This window comes from Campylobacter sp. CFSAN093226 (genome assembly GCF_012897595.1).
GTDB classification, from domain to species: domain Bacteria; phylum Campylobacterota; class Campylobacteria; order Campylobacterales; family Campylobacteraceae; genus Campylobacter_D; species Campylobacter_D jejuni.
The window spans coordinates 753,991-779,071 of the sequence record NZ_CP040608.1 but is presented as its reverse complement, the minus strand read 5'-3'; the positions used below and the strand labels follow the sequence as shown (position 1 = coordinate 779,071).

The window sequence follows — 25,081 nt, the reverse complement described above, 5'->3', positions numbered from 1 at the left end:
GAATTTGCTATATTATAACACTTTTTTCATTTTTTGAATTCACTTTAGTTAATTTTTTAATCATTTAAGATAAAATACCAAAACAAAGGTTAACAATGAACGAAAAAGAAACTATCTCTTATATTATAAATACAAGTAAAAATATTGTCATATTTGCTTTAAGTCCAGATAAGACAAAAGCTTCTTATAGGGTAGCAGAATTTTTACAAAGAAAAAATTATAAAATTTTTCCTATTTATCCTAAAGAAGAGTTTATTTTAAATGAAAAAGTTTATAGAAATTTAGATCAAATAGAAGAAAAAATCGATACACTTATACTTTTTAGAAAAGGTGAAGTGGCGCTAGAAATTCTTCCTAAGCTTGTTGAAAAAAATATTAAAAACCTATGGCTTCAACTTGATATTAGTAATGAAACAGCCAAAGAAGAATGTAAAAAATTAGATATAAATTTTATACAAAATCGTTGCATTATGCTAGAATATCCGCATTTTAAAACAAAGGAAAAATAGTGTTAGAGCTTAATAAAATTTACAAAGCAAAACAACAAATTTCAGGATTTGTAAACAAAACTCCTTTCATATACTCTTCTTTTTTAAGTGATATTTGTCAAAGTGAGATTTATCTTAAAAATGAAAATTTACAAATTACAGGTGCTTATAAAATTCGTGGAGCTTACAATAAAATAGCCAATCTTAGCACTGAACAAAAACAACATGGAGTCATTGCAGCAAGTGCGGGAAACCATGCTCAAGGCGTGGCCATTAGTGCAAAAAAATTTAGCATTAAAGCAGTTATCGTAATGCCAGAATCCACTCCACTCTTAAAAGTTTCTGCTACAAAAGCCTTAGGAGCAGAGGTGATACTCAGAGGAGATAATTTTGATGAAGCCTATGCTTTTGCAACCTCTTATGCTAAAGAAAATAATCTTAGCTTTATCCATCCTTTTGAAGATGAATTTGTAATGGCAGGACAAGGAACTTTAATGCTTGAAATGCTTGATGAAATAAGCGATCTTGATATGATTATTGCACCTGTTGGAGGCGGAGGACTTATAAGCGGTATCTCAAGTACAGCTAAACAAATCAATCCTAACATTAAAATCATCGGAGTTGGAGCCAAAGGAGCTCCTGCAATGTATGAAAGTTTTCATGCTAAAAAAATCAAAAATGCGAAAAGCGTACGCACTATAGCCGATGGTATTGCTGTGCGTGATGCAAATCCTATAAATTTTAACATTATCTTAGAATGTGTAGATGATTTTATCCAAGTTGATGATGAAGAAATAGCTAATGCGGTATTGTTTTTACTCGAAAAACATAAAATCATAGTCGAAGGTGCGGGAGCTGCGAGTGTAGCCGCCCTGCTTCATCAAAAAATAAATACACAAAATCATAAAAAAATTGGCGTAGTTTTAAGCGGAGGCAATATCGATGCACAAATGCTAAATATCATCATAGAAAAAGGTTTATTTAAATCTTACAGAAAAATGCAAATTTATGTTACTTTAGTAGATAAACCTGGGGCATTATTACACCTTACAGACAGCTTAAAAATAGCCAATGCAAATATAGTAAAAATCGACTATGATAGATTTTCTACCAAGCTTGATTATGGCGATGCGATGATTTCAATTACTCTAGAAACCAAAGGTAAAGAACATCAAGAAGAAATAAGAAAAATTTTAACCCAAAAGGCTTTTAATTTCTATGAAAGTTTTTAATAACATATACGGCTTAAATAAAGCCCATTTGGCGGTGCTAAAAAGTGATTGTATTGCTTTTTAGCCTCAATCTGTTCTTTGAGTTCTTTTTCACTCATTTTTCCTTCTAAAACTTTTAAAACGCTTGCTACGCTTAATCTAATTTGCCCTCTTAAAAAACCATTAGCTTTAAAATGAAAAATGCTAAAATCTTTATAAGCATAAGCTCTAGCAATAAAAATTTCTCTTAAAGTCGTTTTATTATCCCCTCCACTTTTGCAAAAAAACTTTAAATCCTTTTTTCCTACAAAAAAACCCAAAAGTTCATTAGCTTTACCTAGGTCAAATTTAGGATAAAAATGTACATAAGAAGCCATAAAAGGACTATAAGAAGCGTGAGAAAATATATAGCGGTATTCTCTACTTTTTACATCAAATCTTACTTCAAAATCATCTTTTACTTTTTCAATTTTTTTGATATGGATAAAAGGATGGGAAAATTTATTAAGTTGTTTTTGAAGATATTCTAAATTTGTAAAATAATCTCCACACTCCACACTAGCTACAGCATAGCTTGCATGTACTCCTTTATCTGTACGAGAAGCCATCAAAAGAGGTGAAAAAATACCCAAATGCGATAAGGCCCCACTTAAAGCATCTTGAACACCTTTTTTATGAGGCTGAGTAGCAGAACCTAAAAAAGCAGAGCCATCATAAGAAAATATAATTTTTATTTTCATCAATATCGACTCAAAATCATTTTCTTAAAGCAATAAGCCGAAACAAATAAACTTAAAGAAAAAATTCCAAGACAAGCCAAAATTGGAGGTTGAGAAAAAGAACTTAAAAGTCCAAAATATATAGCAATCACTCCAAACATACCTAAATACACATAGCCTTTTTCATAACGATAAGTAACCAAACCAAAACAAAGCGCAAAAAGCGTACTAGCAAGTGGAAACAAGGCTATAGTTGTATAAATCACAAATTCTCTTGCTCTTTGTAGATTTTCGTTTAAATCATTCCAGTATTCATAAAATTTCTTTGTTTGAAGATTGTCTGTATTAAACTGAGTATTTACTACTAAAGTGTCAAATTCTCCACTAAAAATACTTTGACCTTGCTCAAAATTATACATTTTGCCTTGATTTAAGCTAAAAGCAAAGCTATCATCTTTTCTTTGCACATGCGCTTCTTTGGCTATGATAAGTTGTTCTTTATCATCTGCTTTATGTTTAGGGCGATACATAATTATGTTTTCATACTTATCACTATCTTGTTTTTCTATAAAAATCATCCAGTCTAAAAATTTTTGTCCAAATTCTCCTGTTTTGTAGTTAAATTTCACTTGAGTGCTTTTATAGTTTACAAAGTTATCCTGAAGTTCAAATACTATAGGTATCATTACCAAAGCTACAACAAGCATAAAAGCACTAATCAAGCTTGCAATTTTAAGGAAAAATTTTGCCAAAATCATTGGTGAAAATCCCAAAGTAAAAAGCACTATGCTTTCATTTTCCTTAGAAAGCCTAAACAAAGCCAAAGTTAAAGAAATAAAAAAAGATATAGGCAAGGTAAAAATTAAAATTCTAGGCAACATAAACCCATAAAGCTTTAAAAGATCCAAAAAACTAATCTCTATACTTGAAGTAAGTTTTGCAAGTTGAATAAAAAACACCATAGATACAATAGCAAAAAGTACGAAAAATATAGACAAATTCGTACTTAAAAATTGATTTAAAACATATCTTAAACTAAGCTTCATTAGAATAATCCTAAGTTTTTATAAAATAAAACTGCCACAAAAGCGATATTTAAAAAGGGTATCATAGCAAGTTCTTGCTCTTTTATTGCTTTAATTCTAAAAAAAATAAAAAAAGGCAAAGTCAAAATAGAAGCTATAAATAATACTAAAAATCCATACTCAAAACCTAAAATTCCACCTATACAAGACATAATAATAATATCAGCATCACCCAAATTTTCTAAAATTTCATCTTTTTTTTGGAAATTCATTAGAAAAAAAACCAAACTTTTTAATAAAAAAACAAATCCTCCAAAACTAAAAGCATTTAGTAAAAAACCTCCACTAAACTCTTTAAAAATCAAAAAATGTAAAATTTCACTTTCCCTAAAGGCGTAAAAAAAAGCAAATAAAAAAGCACTCCAAAGTAAAATTTGTGGTACGGCTTTGAGTTTAATATCAATTAAAGAAAGTAAGAAAAGATTAAATAAAAATAGAGATAAAAATAAAAAATCATAAAAATTTTGACTTAAAGAATAAACCAAAATAAGCAAAATTATGCCTAAAATTTCATTGATTAACAAAGAAATAGGCAAATGACATTTGCAAGTTTGACATTTTGCCTTTAAAAAAATATAAGAAAAAATAGGAATAATTTCATAGTATTTTAATTTTGTATCACAAGAAAAACAAAAAGAGCGCGAGATAAAAAAGGGCTTTTTTTCAATTATCCTACTTGCCAAACTTGTGCAAAAAGAACCCAAACAAGCCCCTAGAATTATTATGAAAAATATCATTTTCCAAAAGTTCTTTCTCTATTTCTAAATTCTTTAATAATCCTTTTAAATTCTCTCTTGGTAAGAGATGGAAATAAAGTTTCACTAAAATAAATTTCAGCATATGAACACTGCCAAAGTAAGAAATTTGAAAGTCTTTTAGCGTTTCCAACGCGAAGCATCAAATCCACATCTAAAGGTAAATCTAAATTTTGCGTTAAATTTTCTTCATTTAGCTCAAGTTTTTTTTCAATCACACGCTTAGCAGCTCTTATAATCTCATCTCTTGCACCATAACTTATAGCCAAATTAACACAAAGTGCGTCACAATGCTTTGTTTTTTCTTCAACTAAGGTAATTTTTTCTCTTACTTTATCTTCTAAGCGCGATAAATCACCTATAGCTCTTAAATGCACATTATTTTTTTCAAATTTTTCTAAAGCTTCATCTAAACAACGATCTAAAAGTTCAAAGATAAAATCAATTTCATCTTTAGGACGCTTCCAATTTTCCGTACTAAAAGCAAAAAGGCTTAAATTTGAAATATTTTCCTCCATGCAAACTTCCATCAATTTTTGCATAGTTTTGACTCCTTGGGAATATCCAAGCTTTGCCAAAAAACCCTTAGCTCTAGCCCACCGCCTATTGCCATCCATAACAACAGCAAGGTGTTTTAATTCATTCATTTTTCATCCTTTAAAATCAAAAAGCCTTTTGAAAACAAACAAAGGTTCAATCTTGTTTTCTTGCGATACATTAAAATCTAAATGTTCGTTTAAAAATTTTTGCACCTTGGCAAAAGGTGTAAAAACACTAATGCCTTGCGAGTCTATTAAAATTTTTAAAGCTCCAAAAACACTAAAATATAAGTAAATTTCTAAATATTTTGCTCTTTTACGCATTTGAAACAAGCAAGATTTATTTTCAAAGTTAAAAGGAATATGATAAATATTTTCAAAACTTGCAAAAAGCATTTCTTTTAATATCTGATAACGCTCTATATCTTTACAATCTAAAAGATTTTGTATAATGAATTTTTTATAAGAAATTTTATCCTCTAACATAGCGATTATCAAAGCCAATCCCTCTTCAAAAGGTTTAAAATTAGGACGCTTTGAAAGATGTTTAAATTGTATAACTCCACCATTTTGCATATAAAGTTCAGCTAAATATTCAGCACCAATTTCAAGCTCTATCATGCTTTTGGTTTGAATCTTTTTGTGATTTAATAAAAGCGTATAATGTCTATAACCTGATTTAGCTAAAACTTTCATTTGTATAGGTAAGGTAGAATTAATCATACTCATAATTTTTCACACCATTTTACTAATTCAAATGCCAATTTTTCTTTGCTTTGCAAAGTGCTTTTATTTTCATTGTTTAAAGTGATAAAATAAAGCTCATTTTGATCGCTTCCAAAATAATTTTTTTGATCAATGATATTAAGACAAACCATATCAAGCTGCTTATCTTTTAAAGATTTTTTCGCATTTTCTAAGGCATTTTGAGAATCAAATTCCATCTTAAAACCTATCTTTTTGCCTTGAAATTTGCAAGTTTTAAGCAAATCTTCATTTAAAGATAGATGCAAATTTAAACCCTGTAAATGCTCATTTTTTTTAATTTTCCCTTTTACACTTTGAGGGATAAAATCACTTACCGCAGCCGTCATAATCAAAAAGTCATGATTTAAATTTTTATCCAAAAGCTCCTTTAGATCCTTAGAACTTTCAAATTTGCAAAGCTCATAAGGCGTATCAAATTCCACAGAGCTTAAAAGTTTTACCCTAGCTCCTAAAAAATAAAAAGCATCAGCTATGGCCTTTGCCATTTTTCCACTTGAAAAATTACTCACACAACGCACATCATCGATCTTTTCTTTTGTGCCGCCACCTGTGATAACTACACTTTTATCGCACCAAAACTTTTCTTTTAAAAGTTCTCTTTTGACGATATTAAAAATATTCTTAACTTCAGCTAAGGCTCCTACGCCTTCATCTTTACAAGCTAAAACTTTACAAATAGGCTCTATAATCAAAGCTTTATTTTCTTTAAGCATCTTTAAAGAATTTTGCGTGCTAAAATGATGAAACATATTTGTATTTGCCGCAGGAGCTATGATAAGAGATTTATTTGCTGCGATTAAGGTTTGGATAAAAAGATTATCCGCTATACCAAAAGCAAGTTTATTGATAGAATTAACACTTGCAGGGGCAAACAAAACAAGGTCTACATCCTTGCTAAAAGCTATGTGATTGTTTGAATTTTGCCAACTTTCATTTTCCTCGCATAAAACTTCATCAACCAAGGCTTCAAAACTCATTTTGCTAGCAAATTTTAACAAACCATTAGAAAGCAAAACTTTCACCCTAAAGCCTTCTTTTTTAAACAAAGAAATAAGCTCGTAAGATTTATAAAAAGCTATACTGCCACTAATGGCTAAAAGTACGGTTTTCATTTTTGAAATTTCTTGTAATAATAATCTTTTATCATTTTATGCTCTGCTCTATTGATAAACAAAGCACCTTTTTCTACATTGACACTTACTGTGCTTCCTGCTGCTATGATCACTTCATCTTCGATTTTTACAGGTGCAATAAATTGCGTATCCGAACCTACAAAAACATTTTTTCCTATGATGGTTTTATGCTTTTTTACCCCATCATAATTACAAGTGATAGTCCCACAGCCTATATTGGTTCCACTATCTATCTCACAATCTCCTAAATAGCTCAAATGCCCTGCTTTTACGGTATTTAACTTTGCATTTTTGCATTCTACAAAATTTCCTATATGAGTGTTTTTTAACTCACAATTTGGACGCAAATGTGCCAAAGGCCCTACATCGCTATTTTCTACGATGGAATTTTCTATCACGCTTGAACTTTTAATGATAGAGTTTATAATCTTACTTTTGCCCTCTATCCTTACATTTTCATATACTTCACATTCACCTACAAATTCAACATCTGCACCTATAAAAGTGCTTTGCGGTAAATGAAAAATCACACCCTGTTGCATCCAGTATTTTTTAATTTTTTTTTGCATGAAATTTTCAGCTATACTGAGTTCAAATTTATCATTAATCCCCATAAATTCATCTTCATCTACAAAAACTGCTTTAATCATCACATCTTTTTCTTTTGCTAGTTTTACAATGTCGGTTAAATAATACTCTTTTGCCGCATTATTGTTATCAATCAAAGGTAAAAGCTCTTTTAAAAGCCTCGAGTCAATCACATAAACCCCAGCATTGCAAGTATTTATCTCTTTTTCTTGCGTATTTGCATCTTTAAATTCAACAATTTTTTCAACGCTATCGTTTTTTATCACCACCCTACCATAACTTTTAGGATCTCTTGCTTTAAAAACTGCTAGATTTAATTTTGCATTATTACCCAACAAAGCTTCCAAACTTGTTTGCTCAACCAAAGGCATATCACCACAAAGAATCAACACTCTTTCATTTTTAGGCTCAAACCCACTTAAAGCTCCCGCAGTTCCTGGATAATTTTGCAAATCTTGCTCTAAAATTTGTGTTTTTGGAAAATATTCTAAAATTTCTTTTTCAACGCGTTCTTTTTGATGCGATAAAACTACACTTACATCATCACTTAAAGCAAAAGCCTTTTTTAAAATGTGTAAAATCATACTTTTTTGACAAAGCTCTTGCAAAACCTTTGGCTTTTGTGATTTTATTCTAGTGCCTAATCCTGCCGCTAAAATCAAAATAGAAGTTTTCATTTTTTACCTTTGTTATTAAGAAGTCTAAAAGACTATTTTAGCAGTTTAAAGTTAAAATCCTAATACCCTTAAACTAGTTTTTAGTCATCAAAAGATAAAATTTAAATTTCTTTAGTAAAAAACAAAAAAAGGTTTTTAAATTTTGAAAAAAATATTATTATTTTTACTTTTAAGCATGAGCTTATTTGCTGCTGAAGCAACTATCCCTACAGTAAATTTAAGCTTAAGTGCACCCAATACACCTAATCAGCTTGTTACTACTTTAAATATAGTGATTGTTTTAACCATACTTGCGCTCGCTCCAAGTATAGTTTTTGTTATGACTTCTTTCTTGCGTCTTATTGTAGTATTTTCATTTTTGCGACAAGCTATGGGGACGCAAAGTATGCCACCTAATACCATTTTAGTAACCTTGGCTTTAATTTTAACTTTTTTTATCATGGAACCTGTAGCTACAAAATCCTATAATGAAGGTATAAAACCTTATTTAGCAGAAAAAATAGGCTATGAAGAGGCTTTTATAAAAGGAGCAAAGCCTTTTAAAGATTTTATGCTTAAAAATACTCGCGAAAAAGATTTAGCCCTTTTTTATCGCATACGCAATCTACCCAATCCCAAAACCATAGATGATGTTCCCCTTACGGTTTTAGTTCCTGCTTTTATGATTTCAGAGCTTAAAACCGCTTTTGAAATAGGGTTTTTAATCTACCTACCCTTTTTAGTCATAGATATGGTTGTAAGCTCAGTTTTAATGGCTATGGGTATGATGATGCTACCTCCTACTATGATCTCTTTACCTTTTAAACTCTTAATTTTTGTATTAGTGGATGGATGGAATTTGCTAGTGCAAAGGCTTGTGGAAAGCTTTGTAACCTAAGATTTATAAAATCTTAAAAACAAAATTCCAAGAAAAAGATACAAAAGCAAAAATAATTCTAAAGCTAAAAGTATATACAAAAACAAGCCTTTAACGCAAAAAAGAGCTATAAAAACAACAAAAAGAATTACTAAGGCTGTTCGCCCTAGAAAGACTTTTTCTAGGGTCTTGATAGAATAAAAAGTAAAATCTAAAATAAGAGTAAAAATAAATTCTAGCATTGTAAAATACACCCAAAAACTAAGCTTAGTGGCATCTTGCAGCCATCATGTCAATTTTTGAATTGTAAGTACTTCCGCCCGGTGCAGGTGCATTCGCAACCCCAGCACCTACTACCCCCAATCTTATTCCATAATTTAAAATTAAAGGTATAGCTCTATCTTCTTGATAAGCATATTTGCAATACTCCCTAGCTGCGTTTAGTACAGTGCAAGATAAAAACAAAAATAACAAAAAAAATGCAACTTTTTTCATTATCTTAAATCCTTTTATTTAAAATTTAGATAATGATATTGTATATCAAAATTCATAAAATTAATATTAATTATCAATATTTTATTAAAAGCCTACAAGAAAAAAGTGATATTATTTTGCTTAAAAACTTCTTTAATGTCTTTTAAATACTTATTGCCCAAAAAATCTAAAAAGCCATTTTTCCTACTCTCATCAATGAAATTATCAAGCTTGTCCTTTAAAGCTTCATCACCTTTTCTTACAGCTATACCCCAAAACTCAGGATTTTCTTGAAAAGGCGCTAAAATGGCTCTGGTTGTATCTTGATGCTTTTGCCAAGTCCGATAAATCGTAAGTTGATCATAAAAAAATCCATCAGCCTTGCCTTGAATCACTTCCAAAATAGCAGCATTTTCTTTATCAAATAAATTAATAGTTGCATTTTTTAAATTTTTAACCGCATATAAATGCCCTGTAGAACCACGCTTTAAAGCCAAAACTTTGCCCTTTTTATCTAAATCTTTGATATTTGTAATATCAGAGTTCAAAGGAGTTAAAATAGCCAAATTTGCCTTAGCATAAGGAATGCTAAAATCCACCACTTTCTTTCTCTTATCGGTAATTGTCATAGAGGACATAATAAGATCTATCTTGGCTGTTTTTAAAGCAGGTATTAAACCATCCCAAGCGATATTTTTTACTACAAGTTTATAGCCGTTTTTCTTTGCAAAAGCTTCTAAAAAATCCACGCTAATTCCACTTGCTTTGCCTGTTTTATCGCTCATTTCAAAAGGCGGATATCCAAGCTCCATTCCTACAACCAAATCTTTTGCACTCAAATTTAAAGCAAAAAAAGAGATAAAAATCAAAATAATTTTTTTCATAATTTCCTTTCAATTTTTTTTGTAAAAAAATTATACTAGTTTTATCTTATTTTGTTATTAGCAATTTATTTCAAACTTAAAAAATTAATACTTCCTAAACCCTAGTTTGTCCCAAAAGATTATTTAATCTATCCATTATAGAATCAGCGTAGGAATCAATAGTGCTAGGTTTTGCTTTCCAACCATTAGCAAGAGCTTGTTTAATCTCAGCATCTAAAGCCCAATTACCCATAGCAGATTCTTTAGAAATGTTATTTTCATACATATATAAATCACCTTCTATGCCACGCTCTGCCCAGTATCTAAAAAAGCTTTTAAAGTCACTTTTACCTGTCATAATACTATCAATGTTAATTGCAGGACCACTAAAACTCTCTTTAGCCATAGCCCTCTTGTAAGCTTCTAATTTTGGATTAAGTGTGGTTTTTAGACTCTCAACAGGTTGTCCACCTTGAGCTTTTAAAAAACTCATAAACAAAGTTTCTTTAGAATAGCTTCCATCTTCATTTTGTGGATAAACTGACATATCAGGATTAAATTGCCAATCTTCACCTCTAGAAACATTTTTGATTTCTTCTAAGGATAAACCTAAAGTCTCAGATGATAATCCTTTGATCATACATCCTGAATCAAGTCAAATTTCATCAGCTTCTTTTGCTTGTTCAGGGGTTTTATAAACATTTGAAATTAAAGAATTTGAAAAATCTTTTAAACCTGTAATATTCATTCTATTGCTTGGCTCATTAAAGTCCATCCATTGCGTTCCACTTACACCATAACCACTAGGCATAGAATTTATATCTGCTTCACTAAAACTTGTTTTATCATTTGAAAAGCTTTGACCTAGAGCATTAGAAAAAAGATTATAATATTGTTTTATAGTATTTGCTATATCTATATTAGAATAATAACTGCTTACGCCTAAGTATTCTTTTGTACTTGAAACAACAGGATCATTTTCGGCAGCTTTTTTAATCTCATCCAAAGTAGATTTATGTATCTTAAAATCTTCAGGAAGTCCCGCAGCTTTATTAAAATCACTTCCCATATAACCATCTTTATCTACACTATAACCATAGGCTGTATTAGTAGAAGTATTACTTATATCTACTTGTTTGTATTTTAGAGTATAAATAGAGTTTTTAAATTCACTAGATATATCATAATTAGGAGAACTTGTCTTACTACTTATACTAAAATTAGTATTATTGCTAGTATTTGTTGTATTAGTAGAATTTAATGCTTCACTTCTTGCTAGAGTTTGTGAATTTGCATTTTGAATTTCATTTAACTTACTAGCATTTTGTTTTAAAAAAGCATTAGCAAAACTTATTTTAGAATTTTCTTTACTTTCTTTACTCTCTTTACTTTGCATAGTTTGAGTTATCATTGATACTAAAGATACTCATATTAATTCCTTGATTTAGATTTTTTGCCTTCAACCTAAATATATTAAAATAATATAAGCAAAATTTGTTCCGTTTTGGGGTGGAGTTATTTTTCTAAATAAATTTTTAAAGCCCTTTCATAGTCTTCTTTAGTATCAATCCCCATGCTTGTTGTTGAAATTTCAAGCATTTTGATTTTTTTACCATTTTCTATAGCTCTTAACTGCTCTAATTTTTCCGCTCTTTCAAGTGCAGAACTTGATAAAGAACAAAACTCCCTTAAAGCTTTGACACTATAAGCGTAAATGCCTAAATGCCCTTTAAAACTTTCCTCGTAATTTTCTCTTTCATAAGGGATTTTAGCTCTTGAAAAATACAAGGCATACCCTTCTTTATCGCAAAGCACTTTAACCAGATTAGGATCCATAGCTTCTTCTTGAGTGATTTTTTTATAACAACTCGCCATAAAAGCTTTTTTATCCAAGCAAAAACTTGCAAATTCTTTAAATTTTAATAAATTTTCACATTCTATAAAAGGCTCATCAGCTTGGACATTGATAATAATCTCATCATCTTTTAAAGCTAGTTTCTTACAAGCTTCATTAATCCTATCCGTACCGCTTTCATGATCTTTGCTTGTTAAAACCGCATTTAGACCATATTCTTTAGCGATACTTAAAACCTTTTCATCGTCTAAAGCTATACAAACTTCATCCACGCTACTTACTCTTCTTGCAGTAGCCACAAACATAGGCACTCCACCTATATCACATAAAATTTTCTCATGAAAACGACTTGATTTTAATCTTGCAGGAATAATAATCATTTTTGCATCCAATCTAAAATTTCTTTTTTTATATTTCTGGCTTCAAATACCTTTTCATCGCTATTTTTCAAATCAAATAAAGCCAAAATTTCATCTTTAACTTGGACATTAAACTCTTTAGCTATAAATTTTAAATCTTCTTTTTCATTCTTAGAATCCCTATCATATAAAGCTTTTATCATACTTGGAGTAAATTTTGTCCATTCTGCTGTAGAAGTGATAATGCTAGGTTTTAAAGGATCAAGCATTTTAAAACAAGTTGCGGTATGCGGATCGATTAAAATCTTGCTTTGTTTGATAAATTGCATACATTCTTCATCGGTGCAAAAATCCGCCTCAAAATCTTCTTGCAAACTTTGTAATTCTTCTTTTTCAAGTTTAAAATATCTTTCATTTTTTAACAAATTCATCAGTTCTTTAGTTCTTTTATCTTTAAATTTCGCAAACAAAAGTCTTTCGATATTAGATGAAATAAGTATATCCATAGCTGGAGAAATAGTCTTCTTAAGACTTTTTTCACGCAAATCATAAACGCCTTGATTAAAAAATTCACTCAAAATATTATTTGCGTTTGAAGCGATTTTGATTTTTGAAATTTTAGCTCCCATTTTTTTAGCATAAAAAGCTCCTAAAGCATTGCCAAAATTTCCACTTGGAACGATGATTTGTACTTCTTCTAAAAACTCATTAAAAAGTTTTAAACTCGCATAATAATGATAAATAATCTGAAATAAAATACGCCCAAAATTTACAGAATTAGCTGCGCAAAGCTCATAATTTAAAGCTTTAATTTCATTTTGAAAATCTTTTGAAAAAAGCAATTCTTTTAAAGTGCGTTGCGCTGCGTCAAAATCCTCATCTATGGCAAAAACTTTCAAGTTATCCTTATCTAAAGCTCGCATTTGCAACTCTTGAACTCCACTTGTGCCACCTTTTGGATACATACAAGCTACTTTAACATTTTTTGCATTTTCAAAACTTTTTAGGGTTGCAGGCCCTGTATCGCCGCTTGTAGCACAGATAATTAAAATATTTTTATCCTTTGAAAATTCGCTTAAAAGCACGCCAAAAGGCTGTAAAGCCATATCTTTAAAAGCTCTTGTAGGCCCATGCCAAAGCTCGTTAATATAGGTTTTTTCAGAGATTTTTTGCAAAGAAATAGGTGTATTTTTATCATCAAAGCTTTCGTAACTTTTCAAAGCCTTTTTAAAAAGCTCTTCTTCGCCAAAACCAAAACTTTCTATAAGCTTTAAAGCAAAATCTTTATAAGACAAATTGGCATATTTTTCTCCTTCAAAAATAGGCAAATTTAAAGGTGAGTAAAGCCCTCCTTCTGGAGCGTTTGGGTTAATCAAAGCTTCCTTAAAACTTGATACATTATTTACATTTCTACTCTCGACCAATTTCACTGTTCAAACTCCTTGATATAAGTTTTTATTTTTTCTCTTAATGAATCTTTTAATTCTATATTTAATTCTATAATTTGACATTTAAAACCAAAATCTTTAACTTTAACAAAATCCTTAAAAGTAAGCATTAGTGTATCGCAATTATGTTTTTTTAGCAAATTTTCTAATTCTTCTTTTTTAAACTCATAATGATCTTTAAAAAAATAACAAGCCCTTGCCTTGATAAAATGCTCATACAATCTAAAAGGTTTAGCAATAGCAGTTACCAAAACAGCCTTTGGATTTTCTTTTACAAAAGAATAACGCACAAAATCCCTGCCTTCTAATGCAATAAAATCAGCCCTTTTTTCATAAAATTTCGGCAAACGATAAGCTCCACTTGGTAAGGTAAAATTAAAATAAGGTTTGATTTTACTTTCAAGTAAAATATCAAATTTTTTAATATGAAATTTAGAAAAAGCATCATCAAGCACAACGATTTTAGCTCCCAATTCAAAAGCTTTTTCAATACCTTTTACTCTATCTTCGCTCACAATCACACCTTTGATATTTTCTTCAAAAGCATACTCCATAGCTTCATCGCCACTTTGTGTTAAGGTGCATAAAATTTCATTTTGATTTTTAACAACAAACAAACCTTTAGACTTTCTTTTATAGCCCCTAAGTACTATAAAAACACCATCAAATTCCCTTGCTATAGCTTTACAAAGCGGGGTTTTTCCATTACCTCCAAAACTTAAATTACCAACGCTAATAACAGGCTTTTTAAAAACTATTTTTTTACGAAAAAAAGTATTTAAAATCGCAAAAAAAGCATAAAGCACACTTAAAGGTAAAAGTATAAAAGCAAGGCATTTTTGCCAAAAATTGGGCTTAAAAAAATAATTATCAAGCCAAAGTTCATAATTTTTTTCTTCATTCATTGTTTAAATTTCCAAAATTTCAGGCATTTTTCCCTTAAAAGCATTTTTTTGCATGCGATTTTTTAACATAGCAATCAAAGAAGGATCAAGTGTTCTTAAAAGTTTTTCATCATTAGTTTCTAAAGCTTTTAAACCTTCATCGATTTTTGTATAAGAAAAACCTAAATCCGCCTCATCACTTTGATTTTCCCAAAGATCCGCACTTGGAGCTTTTTTGATGAAATTTTCATGCAAGTTAAGGTATTTTGCTAAGGCATAAATTTCACTTTTATAAAGCGATCCTATAGGATTAAAAGCACAAGCTAAATCCCCATAAATCGTACCATAACCTAAAAGCAATTCGCTTTTATTAGAAGTGCCTATGACTAAAGAATTTTTCAAAGCAGAATAATCATAAAGCAAACTCATTCTAATACGCGCTGCAAAATTTCCCAAAGATACTAGAGTGGTATTTTCACTTTGCTTTATAAAAGCATCTAAAATGCTTTGAATTTCTATGATTTTATATTCAAGATTTAAATCCGCACAAAGCCTTAAAGCATCTTCAAGATTGGCTTTGTTTGAAATTTGAGTTGGCATTAAAAGAGCAAAAACATTCTCTTTTAAAGCTCTTTTACAAAGCGTTGCTACTAAAGCAGAATCAATCCCGCCACTAAGCCCCAAAACCACACCTTGACTTTGAGAATTTTTCACTTTTTCTTGTATAAAATCACACATTTTTTCCGTAATCTTTTGCCAATCCATAAAGCTTGCCTTTTAAAAATTTAATGTATAATTATATTTATTTAAGGCAAATTTTTTATTAAAGAGGCAAAAAATGCAAATTATCAAACAAGCTTGTGGAGTTTATGAAACTAATTGCTATATTTTATTTACCCCAAAGGGTGAATTTATCATTGATCCAGGAACTGATGCACTTTTATTTATCAAAAAACATGTAAAAAATCCTTTGGCGATTTTAAATACTCACGGGCATTATGATCATATTTGGGATAATGCCAAGGTTAAAAAAGAATACAACATCCCTATTTATATTCATAAAAATGATGCTTTTATGCTACATGATGATTTTAATCAAGGCTATGATTCTAGCGATGCGGATTTTTTAGTAGATAATGAAGATATTTTAAATATTTGCGGAGTTGATTTTAAATTTCACTTTTTACCAGGACACACACCAGGTTGCACTATGATAGAAATTGTAGGTAAAAATATCATGTTTAGTGGAGATTTTTTATTTTATAGAAGCATAGGAAGATGGGATTTTCCTTATTCAGATGCAAATTTAATGAAACAAAGCTTAGAAAAAGTTATGACTTACAAAGAAGATTTTAAACTTTTACCAGGACATGGACAAGAGACTACTTTAAAAGAAGAGCAAGTCCATCTACCCTCTTGGCTTAGATACTTTTAAGGTATATTAAAATGGAATTAGATCAAATTTTATTATATGCTTTTATTTTTTTAAATCTTTTTGCCCTTTTTGGTTTATTTTTAGGAAATAAAAAGAAAAATCAATTTAACGATAAAAAATTTTATAAAATCTGCCCATGTAAAAAAATGGCAGAAAATGGATCTTTAAGTACGATTTGTATTTATTCAGCTGTGGGAGGATTTTTTTACAGCGTATTATCTATAGGTTTTGTAGGTTTTGGTAATTGGACTTTAAATTTTATTTTTTTACTTGCATTATTAAGTGTTTTTTTAGGGTGGAAATTAAAACTTGATTGAAAAATATTTTTAAGAAAAATCCATTGATTTTTCTTAATTTTTATTTAAAAGTTGTACCACCATCAACGATGAAAGTATGTCCTGTAACCCAACTTGCCTTACTTGAACAAAGAAAAAGACATGCTCCAGCCAAATCTTCAGGCTGCCCCATGCGATTTAAAGGGCTTAAATTTATAGTAGCCTGTTTTACTTCTTCATAATTTGTAAAAGCTCTTAAAGCATCAGTTTCAATAGGCCCACCACTTACGACATTTACACGGATATTTTTTTCTCCAAGTTCAGTAGCCGCATATCTTGCCATAGCTTCTACAGCGGCTTTTGCTGTACCGTGACCTGAATAATTTTCTATATACACTAAATTTCCTGTAGATGAGATAGAAATAATGCTTCCACCCCCTACTTTTTCCATCCTTTTAGCTGCTTCTTGTGCGCCCACAACAAAAGCATTTACTGTGGCTGTAAAAATGTTATTAATTCCCTTTGGTTTTAACTTCATAAATTTGGTATAGCCACCTACAACCGCACGTCCTGAAATGATAGCATTTGAGATAAAATAATCCACTCTATCAAAATCCACATCAATTTTTTCAAAAAGTTCTTTATAGGTTTCAGGTTCTAAGATATTAAATTCATAAGCTCTAGCTTTGATTTTATAATTTTTCTCCAAATCTTGAACCATTTCATCAGCAATTTGCGCATTAGAATTATAAGTAAAAGCTATATTTGCACCCACTTTAGCAAATTCATAAACTATAGCTTTGCCTATCCCGCGAGTTCCACCGCTAATCACTAAAGTTTTTCCTTGAAATTCTGTATTCATTAAAATCCTTTGATCTTATATTTTTTCATCACTTCTTCAATTTTAGCAAAATTTTCCTTACTTGGAGAACAAAGAGGAAGTCTAAATTCCAAACTTTCTATCAATCCAGCTAAATACATAGCCGTTTTAATAGGAATAGGATTACTTTCGCAAAATAAAATTTTATTGATATTATAAAGCTCATCATTGATTTTTTTAGCTTCTTTATAATTTTCATCTAAAGCAAAATGAGTTAAAGCGCTAATCATATCGGGTAATAAATTTGAAGTTACTGAAATCACTCCCTTTCCACCATTTGAAAGTATAGGATAATTGATCGCATCTTCCCCTGAAATAAGCATCATTCTAGGTTCGTGTGCAAGCAAATCCACACACTTATCGATATTTCCACTCGCTTCTTTTACTCCATAAATATTTTCACAATCTCTAAAAAGCTTGATAATAGTATCCGTTGAAATTTCACAACCTGTTCTTCCTGGAACATTATATAAAAGCACAGGAATATCTACACTTTGCGCAATAGCCTTATAATGCTCGTAAAGTCCTTGTTGCGTAGGTTTATTATAATACGGTGCCACACTTAAAATCCCATCAGCACCATGCTCTTTAGCAAATTTAGCCAAACCCACTGCCTCATGAGTTGCATTACTTCCCGCACCTGCTAAAACCTTAACTTTAGTTCCTTTACAAGTCTCAACGGCTATTTCTATGCAAGTTCTATGTTCTTCATGGGTTAAAGTTGCACTTTCTCCTGTTGTTCCTACTGGAACTACTGCATCGATGCCATTTTCTATTTGTCTTTTAATCAATCTTGCATAACTTTGCTCATCAACTTTTCCATTTTTAAATGGTGTAATAAGAGCCGTCATCGCCCCAATGATAATATTTTTATCCATTTGAATCCTTTCTTAGAATTACCGTAGTTGAATTTTCTTGAATAAAATATTTTTTAGCACAAGAAATCAAATCTTTTAATTCCAAATTTTGTATATCTTTCTCATAATTTAACAAAGGATTGATATCTCCTCTTGCTAGATATGAACCATAAATATTTGCCACTGCACTAGCATTGTTAAGTGAGAAAATAAAATCACTTTTGACATTATTTTTCACTCTTTGCAAATCTTTTTGAGAAATTTTACCCATTTTAAGTTTATCAATGATTTTTAAAAGCTCTTTTTCTACTTTTTCTGCATTAACATTGGGGTTACAATTACAAATAAAAATAAATAAATTTTCATCTATACAATCATTAACATAAGCATAATAATCATTGATTAAATTTAATTTATCAATCAAAATTTCACTCATTAAAGAACTTTTCCCACTTCCTAAAAGCTCGGATAAAGCATTTAAAGCAGGTATATCTTTGTGCTTGAAATTTGGAATTTTATAAGCAAGGGCTAATAGTTCAGTATCTGAGTTTTTATGTAAATATATTCTTTTTACTCCATCTTGCTTAGGCTCTTTTGTGTGAATTTTAGGTATAGTCTTAGTATTTTTAATCTTTTCAAAATGTTTTTTTGAAAGCTCAAAAACTTCCTTACTTTCTATATCGCCACTTACAAGTAAAATCGCATTTTTAGGTTGATAATAAATACTGTGAAATTCTTTAATATCTTCAATACTCCAATTTTCTATATCCTTAAAAAAACCTATAGGAGTCCAATGATAAGGATGATACATAAATGCATGATTAAAAAGCCTAAAATAAAGATATCCTAAAGGGTTATTATCTGTTCTCCATCTACGCTCTTCTAAAACCACTGCTCTTTCAGGCTGAAATTCTTCATCTTTTAAATTTAAATTCGCCATAAGTTCTGCAAAAAGCTCTAAAGCTTTATCTAAATTTTTCTTCGCACATTTAATATAATAATGAGTATAGTCAAAACCTGTGCTTGCATTATCCACACCACCAAAACCCTTAACAATCTCATCAAATTCGCCAGCTTTTAAATTTTTAGTACTTTTAAAATTTAAATGTTCTAACATATGAGCTATGCCACTTTTTCCCATGATCTCATTTCTTGAACCCACTTTATAAAAAATATCAACGCTAATCACATCGCTATTTTTATTTACAGGCAAAGCATAAACTTCAAGCTTGTTTTTTAATTGAATTTTTTCATAAGCAATCATTTTAAATTTACCCCAACAGCTTCGCTAATGTGTAAAAAACCATCTTTTCTTAAAAGCTCTATAAGATTTTGATTGATATTTTTTACCAAAGAAGGACCTTTAAAAATCAAAGCTGTATAAACTTGCACCAAATTAGCCCCATTTTTAATACGCTCATAAGCAATATCAGCACTATCAATCCCTCCACTTGCAATAAGCAAGGTTTTGCCAAAAAGAATTTTAGTTACTTCTTTGAAAAAAATACCACTTTTTTCCGTAATCAGTCTTCCACTAATACCACCAAAAGTACGATTATTATCTAATAAACTATAATCAACACTAGTATTGGCTAATATAAACCCATCTGCACCTTTTTTAATGGCATTTTCACATAAATTTAAAGCATCATCTATTTTCATATCAGGAGCAATTTTTATCAAAATAGGCTTAGAAGTGATTTTTTTGGCTTCTTCAAGCAAGGTATTTAAAAAATCATCATTTTGCAACTCTCTTAAATTTTTAGTATTAGGAGATGAGATATTAACGATAAAATAATCACACAAATCCTTAAAATCTCTAAACAAAGTAAAATAATCCTCCAAGGCTTTATCATTTGGAGTGATTTTATTTTTCCCTATATTTACCCCTAAAGGCAAAACAAAAGGATAGGTTTTTGCAAGTCTTAAAGCAATCTTTTCAGCACCTTCGTTGTTAAAACCCATAGCATTTTGTATACTTTCTTGTTTTACAAGTCTAAATAGACGTGGCTTTTCATTGCCTTCTTGAGGTTTTGGAGTAAAAGTTCCCACTTCTAAAAAGCCAAATCCTAAAGCACTCAAAGGTCTTATCATAGTGGCATTTTTATCAAAGCCTCCTGCTAAACCTACAGGATTATTAAAATCAAGTCCAAGTAAATTTTGCCTTAAACTCTCATCATCAACTATATATTTGTGTGCTAAAAAACTTAAAGCTCCTGGAAAACTGGCACTTAAAGCCCTTAAGCTATATTCAACCAAAGCATGTGCATGCTCAGGGTTTAACTTAAAAAGTAAAAGTTTTATCATTTCATAAGCCATTTTTTAATCCTTTTTGAAATTCTAACTAAAATTAACTAAAGCTGGGCTTTGTTTTTTCTTTGCTTTTAAATTTTTGATACAAAGAACAAGTTTGCAAAAGCTCTTCATCTTTACCTATTGCCAATACCTTACCCTTATCCAATACTACTATTTTATCCGCATTTTCTATAGTGCTTAAACGATGTGCAACCACTAAAATCAATCTATCTTGTTTTAAATTTTCTATAGTTTTAACTATTGCTTTTTCACTTTCATTATCCAAAGCTGAAGTTGCTTCATCAAAAATAAGCACATCAGGATTTTTATATAAAGCTCTAGCGATTGCTATTCTTTGTTTTTGCCCTCCACTTAAGTTCTTACCATGTTCTTTCACTTCAGCCCAAATCCCGCCCATTTCTTTAACAAATTCATAAGCATTGGCCAATTTTAAAGCTTGGATGACTTTTTCTTCTTCTAACTCTTCGCTATAAGCAATATTTGCAGCAAAACTATCATTAAAAAGATAAATATTTTGCGTTACAAGTCCTATTTTAGCATGTAAGCTTTCTATGGTAAAAGTGCTAATATCTTCTTGATTGAGTAAAATTTTACCTTTTTGCTTTTCATAAAAATACATCAAAAGATTAATAATAGAAGATTTACCACCCCCACTTGTCCCTACAAGAGCAAGCATTTGCCCTTTAACAAAATCAAAATTTACGCCTTTTAAAACACTTTTATGCGGGTTTTCATAAGCAAATTCAACATTTTCAAAGCTAATTTTTTCAATGTTTTTTAATTCTTTGCTTCCACCTTTAATTTGAGGTTCTAAATCCAATAAATAAAAAGTTCTTTCACTTGCCGCAACAGCACCTTGAAGTTTTCCATATAAAGACGAAAGACGCTTTAAAGGAGTATATATCGCAAAAAGTGCCGAAACAAAACTGATAAAACTTCCCACACTCATAGAACCATTGATAACCTCTCTACCCCCTACAATAATCACCACAGCAACCCCAACAGAACCCATCATATCCATTAAAGGACTTGTAAGTGCATCAATACGTGCGGATTTTAGGTTTAATTTACATAAAGTATCATTATGCTTAGCAAATTTATCACTTTCTTTTTTTTCATTATCATTAGCTTTGATCAATTCAATATTTGAAAAAATTTCACCCAAATAAGAAAGTAAATCCGAATTTGTTTCTTGTATATTTCTTGCATATTTTTTAAGTTTTTTAGCAAACCATACCAAAGGAAAAATAGCTAAAGGCAAAATCACTAAAGCAAAAAAAGCCAAAGTAGGACTTTGATACAAGACTACCGCAAGCAGTCCTATAGCAGTTAAAAGCTCTCTAAAAAAATCAGGAATAATGTTTGATACTATGCTTTGAAGTGCATTAATATCATTAGTACAACGACTTACAAGCTCTCCGCTTCTATAGCGTTTAAAAAAATCCATATCCAAGCGTAAAACATTTTTTAAAACCCTAGCACGCAATACTCTTAACATATCTGTTCCTATAAAGGAAACATAAAAACTTTGTAAATAAGTTCCAAGATTTTTAAAAAAATACATCAATACTAGCAAAAAAGGTACTGTATAAAGTAAAGCTTCATTTTTTTCAACGAAAATATAATTTAAAATAGGCTCTAAAGCATAAAAACTTCCAGCAGTTCCTCCGCTTGCTAAAATCATACCAAAAATAGCTATAGCAAATTGTTTCCAATATCTTTTATAAAAGGGCTTAAAGCGTATTAAAACCTCTTTTAAATTCATCTCATTATGCATTTATTTTCTCCCAAATTGTTCCATTTGGAGTATCTAAAAGAGTGATTTTTTTACTATTTAATTGCTCTCTTATTGCATCAGCTGTGTTAAAATCTTTGTTTTTCTTAGCCTCAGTTCTTTCTAAAATTAACTTTTCAATCTCTTCTCGTTCTTCTTTGCTTACACCCCATTGAAAATATAAAGTTGCATCCATAAAACCAAAGCCAAAAATTTTAGCTAGCTCACTTAAAGCTTCTTTGATATTTTGTTTTAAAATTTTATTTTTGCTTTCTTTATCCAACTCTAAATTTGCACTACTGATAAAATCATCCAAAAGAGCTAAGGCTTTAGAAACATTTAAATCATCATTTAAAATCTCTAAAATTTGCTTAGCAATTTCGCTTTTTATTCCAATATCATTTAAAACATCAAAATCAGAAATTTCACCTAAATCCAATCTTTTTTTAAGGCGATAAAATTTATCTAAACGTTTTTTAGCATTTTCTAAATCCGATAAAGAATAATTAAAATGAGATCTATAATGAGAACTCAAAAGATAAAATCTTAAAGCCTCGCCCATAAATTCTTTTAAAGCATCTTTTATAAAAAAACTATTATTTAAACTTTTACTCATTTTTTCGCCATCGATTTTTACAAAACCATTGTGAAGCCAAATATTTGCTAATTTTCTCTTACATCCACAACGACATTGCGCAGCTTCATTTTCATGATGAGGAAAAAGCAAATCTATCCCTCCAGCATGTATATCAAGGGTATTTTCAAAAATAGAATCAATCATAGCAACACATTCAGTATGCCAACCTGGACGCCCTTTGCCAAATTCACTTTCGTAAAAATTTTCATCAAATTTCCAAAGCACAAAATCGCTTTCATTTCTTTTTTGCACTTCATTACTTAGACGAGAGATATTTTCTTCTAAATTGCGATTTGATAGGCTTAAATATTTTTCATCTTTACTTGTATCAAAATAAATTCCATCTTCTAGAGTATAAACAAACCCATCCTTAGCAAGCTTTTTAATCAAATCAAGCATAGCTGTTATATAATGCGTTGCACGAGGTTTAAAATCAGGATCTAATACATTTAAAACCCTCATATCCTCTTCATAACTTTTGATATAAAATTCCGTAATTTCCTCTAAAGTTTGACCACTTTGAGCCATTTTTTTCAAAATCTTATCATCAATATCTGTATAATTTCTAGCAAATTTTACCCTATTGCCTTGAGCAAGTAAAACCCTACGCAAAAGATCAAAACAAACACTACTTCTTGCATGTCCTAAATGTGCATCATCATAAACCGTAGGTCCGCATAAATAAATACTAATATCTTTTTTATCAAGTTTTATTTTCTCTTTTGTTACACTATCTAATAATCTCATTAAAAAACTCCTTTAAAACTTGTAAAAATTCCTATAAAAAAACTTAAAATATAAGGTTTAATCAAAATAAGTAAGATCGTAAAAACAATCAAAGCAACTATAACCAATAAGCAAATTTTAATAGATATTAAAGCAAAAAATTTCTTAAAACCAAATTCTTTGATATTAGCTCCAAGCAAATAAAAAGCACTAATAGAGCTTGAAAGTGCTACTGCAATAACCTTTAAACTTTCATCTTTAATCAAAAATATAAAAGCCATAGAACATAAAGCACTGATAATTAAAGATTTTACCGCGATCCAAGCTGCTGTTTTTTGTTTAAATTTTGCATAAAGCCACAAAGAAAAAAGCTTTTGCAAACCAAAAGGTAAAAGCCCTATAAGATAAGCAATCAAAACATAAGCCGTAATCACACTATCTTCGTGAGTGAAATTTCCTCTTTCAAATAAAAGCTTTGAAATTTCCAAAGCAAACACAGAACCTACAATACTAGAAGCAATAAGCAAAATGCTTAAAAGCGCTAATGCTCTTTGCATAAATTTTAAGGCTAAATTTTCTTGATCACTTTTTAAATGTTTTAAAATTTTTGGAAAAGAAACTTGAGTTAAAGCAATAGCAAAAAGTGCCAGGGGGAGTTGGAAGACACGATTTGCATAATAAAGATAAGAAATACTCCCGCTCATTAAAAAACTAGCTATAGTTGTATCAAGCAATGAGCTAAATTGAGTCGCAGAAGAACCTAAAACTCCATGAAAAAAATTGCCATAAAAACCTTGTAATTTCGCCTTGGTTTTTTTAAATTTTATACTTAAAGTCATAGCACGTATTACAGGATTGTTTTTTAAAACAAGCAAATGTAAAATAAGCTGTGCCACCCCACTTAAAACCGTTGCATAAGAAAAATAATAAAGTGTATTTTGCGGTGCATTTTTATCCACAAAAAAGGCAGCTATAACAATACTTAAGTTAAATAATGCCGCAGAAAAAGAGGTAATGAAAAATTTTTGTCTATAATTTAAAATAGCTCCTAAAAAAGTAACTAAAAAAATAAAAAACAAATACCAAAAATTAATCGCCACCAAAGGAGCCGCTAAAGCTATAGTATCTGCGTTAAACCCAAAAGCAAAAAGCTTAGTAAAAAAAGAGGAAAAAAAACTTACCAAAAGACAAAATAAAAAAACTATAAGGCTAAATTGCATCATTACACTAACGCAAAAAGCTCCCTTTTTTTTCGCTTTTACAAAATTAGGCAAAAAACTTTGTCCAAAAGCCCCTTCTGCAAAAATTCTTCTAAAAAAAGCAGGCATTTTTAAAGCCACAAAAAAAATATCACTATAAAGCCCTGCTCCTAAAAAAAGCGCTATTAAAACATCTCTAGCAAGCCCTAAAATTCTTGAAAATAAAATTCCTAAAGCATTGATAATAAAATTTTTAAATACTAAACTCTTCATTAAATTT

26 protein-coding genes and 1 pseudogene are annotated in these 25,081 nt (G+C 30.1%); 5 read left to right on the top strand and 22 right to left on the bottom strand.

What is annotated here, in order from left to right; all coding sequences use genetic code 11:
* Positions 1-95: 95 nt before the first annotated feature.
* Complete coding sequence (locus FBF02_RS04065) at positions 96-509, top strand: CoA-binding protein (RefSeq protein WP_002858783.1); 414 nt, start codon at positions 96-98, stop codon at positions 507-509.
* Positions 509-1,720 carry a threonine ammonia-lyase gene (ilvA, locus tag FBF02_RS04060; protein WP_002858758.1) on the top strand — a complete coding sequence of 404 codons (1,212 nt, stop codon included), beginning with the start codon at positions 509-511 and terminating at the stop codon, positions 1,718-1,720. The genes FBF02_RS04065 and ilvA overlap by 1 nt, the downstream gene beginning before the upstream one ends.
* On the opposite strand, the gene truA is transcribed toward ilvA, so the two are convergent.
* The 7 genes from truA to glmU are packed head-to-tail and all read right to left on the bottom strand — an operon-like array spanning position 1,717 to position 7,963.
* Positions 1,717-2,442, bottom strand: coding sequence for a tRNA pseudouridine(38-40) synthase TruA (gene truA / locus FBF02_RS04055; RefSeq protein WP_002852636.1), 726 nt, complete (start codon positions 2,440-2,442; stop codon positions 1,717-1,719). The genes ilvA and truA overlap by 4 nt on opposite strands.
* Positions 2,439-3,464 carry an LptF/LptG family permease gene (locus tag FBF02_RS04050; protein ID WP_002852624.1) on the bottom strand — a complete coding sequence of 342 codons (1,026 nt, stop codon included), beginning with the start codon at positions 3,462-3,464 and terminating at the stop codon, positions 2,439-2,441. The genes truA and FBF02_RS04050 overlap by 4 nt, the downstream gene beginning before the upstream one ends.
* Positions 3,464-4,240, bottom strand: coding sequence for an A24 family peptidase (locus FBF02_RS04045; RefSeq protein ID WP_021034213.1), 777 nt, complete (start codon positions 4,238-4,240; stop codon positions 3,464-3,466). Before FBF02_RS04045 ends, FBF02_RS04050 begins: the two co-directional genes overlap by 1 nt.
* Complete coding sequence (gene uppS / locus FBF02_RS04040; protein ID WP_002894967.1) at positions 4,237-4,905, bottom strand: polyprenyl diphosphate synthase; 669 nt, start codon at positions 4,903-4,905, stop codon at positions 4,237-4,239. Before uppS ends, FBF02_RS04045 begins: the two co-directional genes overlap by 4 nt.
* A 3-nt stretch (positions 4,906-4,908) precedes the next feature.
* Positions 4,909-5,526, bottom strand: coding sequence for a hypothetical protein (locus FBF02_RS04035; protein ID WP_002894969.1), 618 nt, complete (start codon positions 5,524-5,526; stop codon positions 4,909-4,911).
* Positions 5,523-6,677: a bifunctional phosphopantothenoylcysteine decarboxylase/phosphopantothenate--cysteine ligase CoaBC gene (gene coaBC / locus FBF02_RS04030; protein ID WP_002894970.1), complete on the bottom strand. Its 1,155-nt coding sequence runs from the start codon at positions 6,675-6,677 to the stop codon at positions 5,523-5,525. Before coaBC ends, FBF02_RS04035 begins: the two co-directional genes overlap by 4 nt.
* Positions 6,674-7,963, bottom strand: a complete 1,290-nt coding sequence (gene glmU / locus FBF02_RS04025; protein ID WP_002894972.1) for a bifunctional UDP-N-acetylglucosamine diphosphorylase/glucosamine-1-phosphate N-acetyltransferase GlmU — start codon at positions 7,961-7,963, stop codon at positions 6,674-6,676. The genes coaBC and glmU overlap by 4 nt, the downstream gene beginning before the upstream one ends.
* Before the next feature lie 142 nt (positions 7,964-8,105).
* Between glmU and fliP the strand changes: the two genes are divergently transcribed.
* Complete coding sequence (fliP, locus tag FBF02_RS04020; protein ID WP_002852529.1) at positions 8,106-8,840, top strand: flagellar type III secretion system pore protein FliP; 735 nt, start codon at positions 8,106-8,108, stop codon at positions 8,838-8,840.
* Here the strand turns inward: fliP and FBF02_RS04015 are convergent.
* From FBF02_RS04015 to FBF02_RS03975, 8 genes and pseudogenes are all read right to left on the bottom strand, one after another.
* On the bottom strand, positions 8,837-9,061 hold the full coding sequence (locus FBF02_RS04015) for a hypothetical protein (RefSeq protein ID WP_002780361.1): 225 nt from the start codon (positions 9,059-9,061) through the stop codon (positions 8,837-8,839). The two genes, fliP and FBF02_RS04015, sit on opposite strands and share 4 nt — an antisense overlap.
* A 25-nt stretch (positions 9,062-9,086) precedes the next feature.
* Positions 9,087-9,314, bottom strand: a complete 228-nt coding sequence (locus FBF02_RS04010; protein ID WP_002852403.1) for a lipoprotein — start codon at positions 9,312-9,314, stop codon at positions 9,087-9,089.
* Between the two features lie 92 nt (positions 9,315-9,406).
* Positions 9,407-10,177: a transporter substrate-binding domain-containing protein gene (locus tag FBF02_RS04005; RefSeq protein ID WP_002858779.1), complete on the bottom strand. Its 771-nt coding sequence runs from the start codon at positions 10,175-10,177 to the stop codon at positions 9,407-9,409.
* 94 nt (positions 10,178-10,271) lie between these two features.
* Positions 10,272-11,586 (bottom strand): annotated as a pseudogene (locus FBF02_RS09105) (Cj0814 family flagellar-dependent secreted protein).
* 85 nt (positions 11,587-11,671) lie between these two features.
* Positions 11,672-12,391, bottom strand: a complete 720-nt coding sequence (gene kdsB / locus FBF02_RS03990; RefSeq protein WP_002852502.1) for a 3-deoxy-manno-octulosonate cytidylyltransferase — start codon at positions 12,389-12,391, stop codon at positions 11,672-11,674.
* Positions 12,388-13,800, bottom strand: a complete 1,413-nt coding sequence (thrC, locus tag FBF02_RS03985; RefSeq protein WP_002852451.1) for a threonine synthase — start codon at positions 13,798-13,800, stop codon at positions 12,388-12,390. The genes kdsB and thrC overlap by 4 nt, the downstream gene beginning before the upstream one ends.
* Positions 13,797-14,723 (bottom strand): tetraacyldisaccharide 4'-kinase, encoded by a 927-nt coding sequence (locus tag FBF02_RS03980; protein ID WP_002852582.1) that lies wholly within the window; start codon positions 14,721-14,723, stop codon positions 13,797-13,799. The genes thrC and FBF02_RS03980 overlap by 4 nt, the downstream gene beginning before the upstream one ends.
* A gap of 3 nt (positions 14,724-14,726) precedes the next feature.
* Positions 14,727-15,467, bottom strand: a complete 741-nt coding sequence (locus tag FBF02_RS03975; RefSeq protein ID WP_002852555.1) for an NAD+ synthase — start codon at positions 15,465-15,467, stop codon at positions 14,727-14,729.
* A 73-nt stretch (positions 15,468-15,540) separates the two neighbouring features.
* On the opposite strand from FBF02_RS03975, the gene FBF02_RS03970 reads away from it, so the two are divergent.
* A complete protein-coding gene (locus FBF02_RS03970; RefSeq protein ID WP_002852433.1) occupies positions 15,541-16,137 on the top strand; it encodes an MBL fold metallo-hydrolase in 597 nt (198 codons plus the stop codon).
* An 11-nt stretch (positions 16,138-16,148) separates the two neighbouring features.
* Positions 16,149-16,454 (top strand): hypothetical protein, encoded by a 306-nt coding sequence (locus FBF02_RS03965; protein WP_002852583.1) that lies wholly within the window; start codon positions 16,149-16,151, stop codon positions 16,452-16,454.
* Positions 16,455-16,494: 40 nt separating this feature from the next.
* On the opposite strand, the gene FBF02_RS03960 is transcribed toward FBF02_RS03965, so the two are convergent.
* The 7 genes from FBF02_RS03960 to murJ are packed head-to-tail and all read right to left on the bottom strand — an operon-like array spanning position 16,495 to position 25,074.
* Complete coding sequence (locus FBF02_RS03960; protein ID WP_002852476.1) at positions 16,495-17,274, bottom strand: enoyl-ACP reductase; 780 nt, start codon at positions 17,272-17,274, stop codon at positions 16,495-16,497.
* The gene (dapA, locus tag FBF02_RS03955) at positions 17,274-18,170 is read right to left on the bottom strand and encodes a 4-hydroxy-tetrahydrodipicolinate synthase (protein WP_002852574.1); all 897 of its coding nucleotides are present in this window, start codon (positions 18,168-18,170) and stop codon (positions 17,274-17,276) included. Before dapA ends, FBF02_RS03960 begins: the two co-directional genes overlap by 1 nt.
* On the bottom strand, positions 18,163-19,413 hold the full coding sequence (locus FBF02_RS03950; RefSeq protein WP_002852436.1) for a pitrilysin family protein: 1,251 nt from the start codon (positions 19,411-19,413) through the stop codon (positions 18,163-18,165). The genes dapA and FBF02_RS03950 overlap by 8 nt, the downstream gene beginning before the upstream one ends.
* Positions 19,410-20,468: a quinone-dependent dihydroorotate dehydrogenase gene (locus FBF02_RS03945; RefSeq protein WP_002852597.1), complete on the bottom strand. Its 1,059-nt coding sequence runs from the start codon at positions 20,466-20,468 to the stop codon at positions 19,410-19,412. The genes FBF02_RS03950 and FBF02_RS03945 overlap by 4 nt, the downstream gene beginning before the upstream one ends.
* 31 nt (positions 20,469-20,499) lie before the next feature.
* Entirely contained in the window at positions 20,500-22,242 is a 1,743-nt protein-coding gene (locus FBF02_RS03940) for an ABC transporter ATP-binding protein (protein ID WP_002858782.1), read from the bottom strand.
* A complete protein-coding gene (cysS, locus tag FBF02_RS03935) occupies positions 22,235-23,623 on the bottom strand; it encodes a cysteine--tRNA ligase (RefSeq protein WP_002852611.1) in 1,389 nt (462 codons plus the stop codon). The genes FBF02_RS03940 and cysS overlap by 8 nt, the downstream gene beginning before the upstream one ends.
* Entirely contained in the window at positions 23,623-25,074 is a 1,452-nt protein-coding gene (gene murJ, locus FBF02_RS03930; protein WP_002852456.1) for a murein biosynthesis integral membrane protein MurJ, read from the bottom strand. The genes cysS and murJ overlap by 1 nt, the downstream gene beginning before the upstream one ends.
* Positions 25,075-25,081 lie beyond the last annotated feature (7 nt).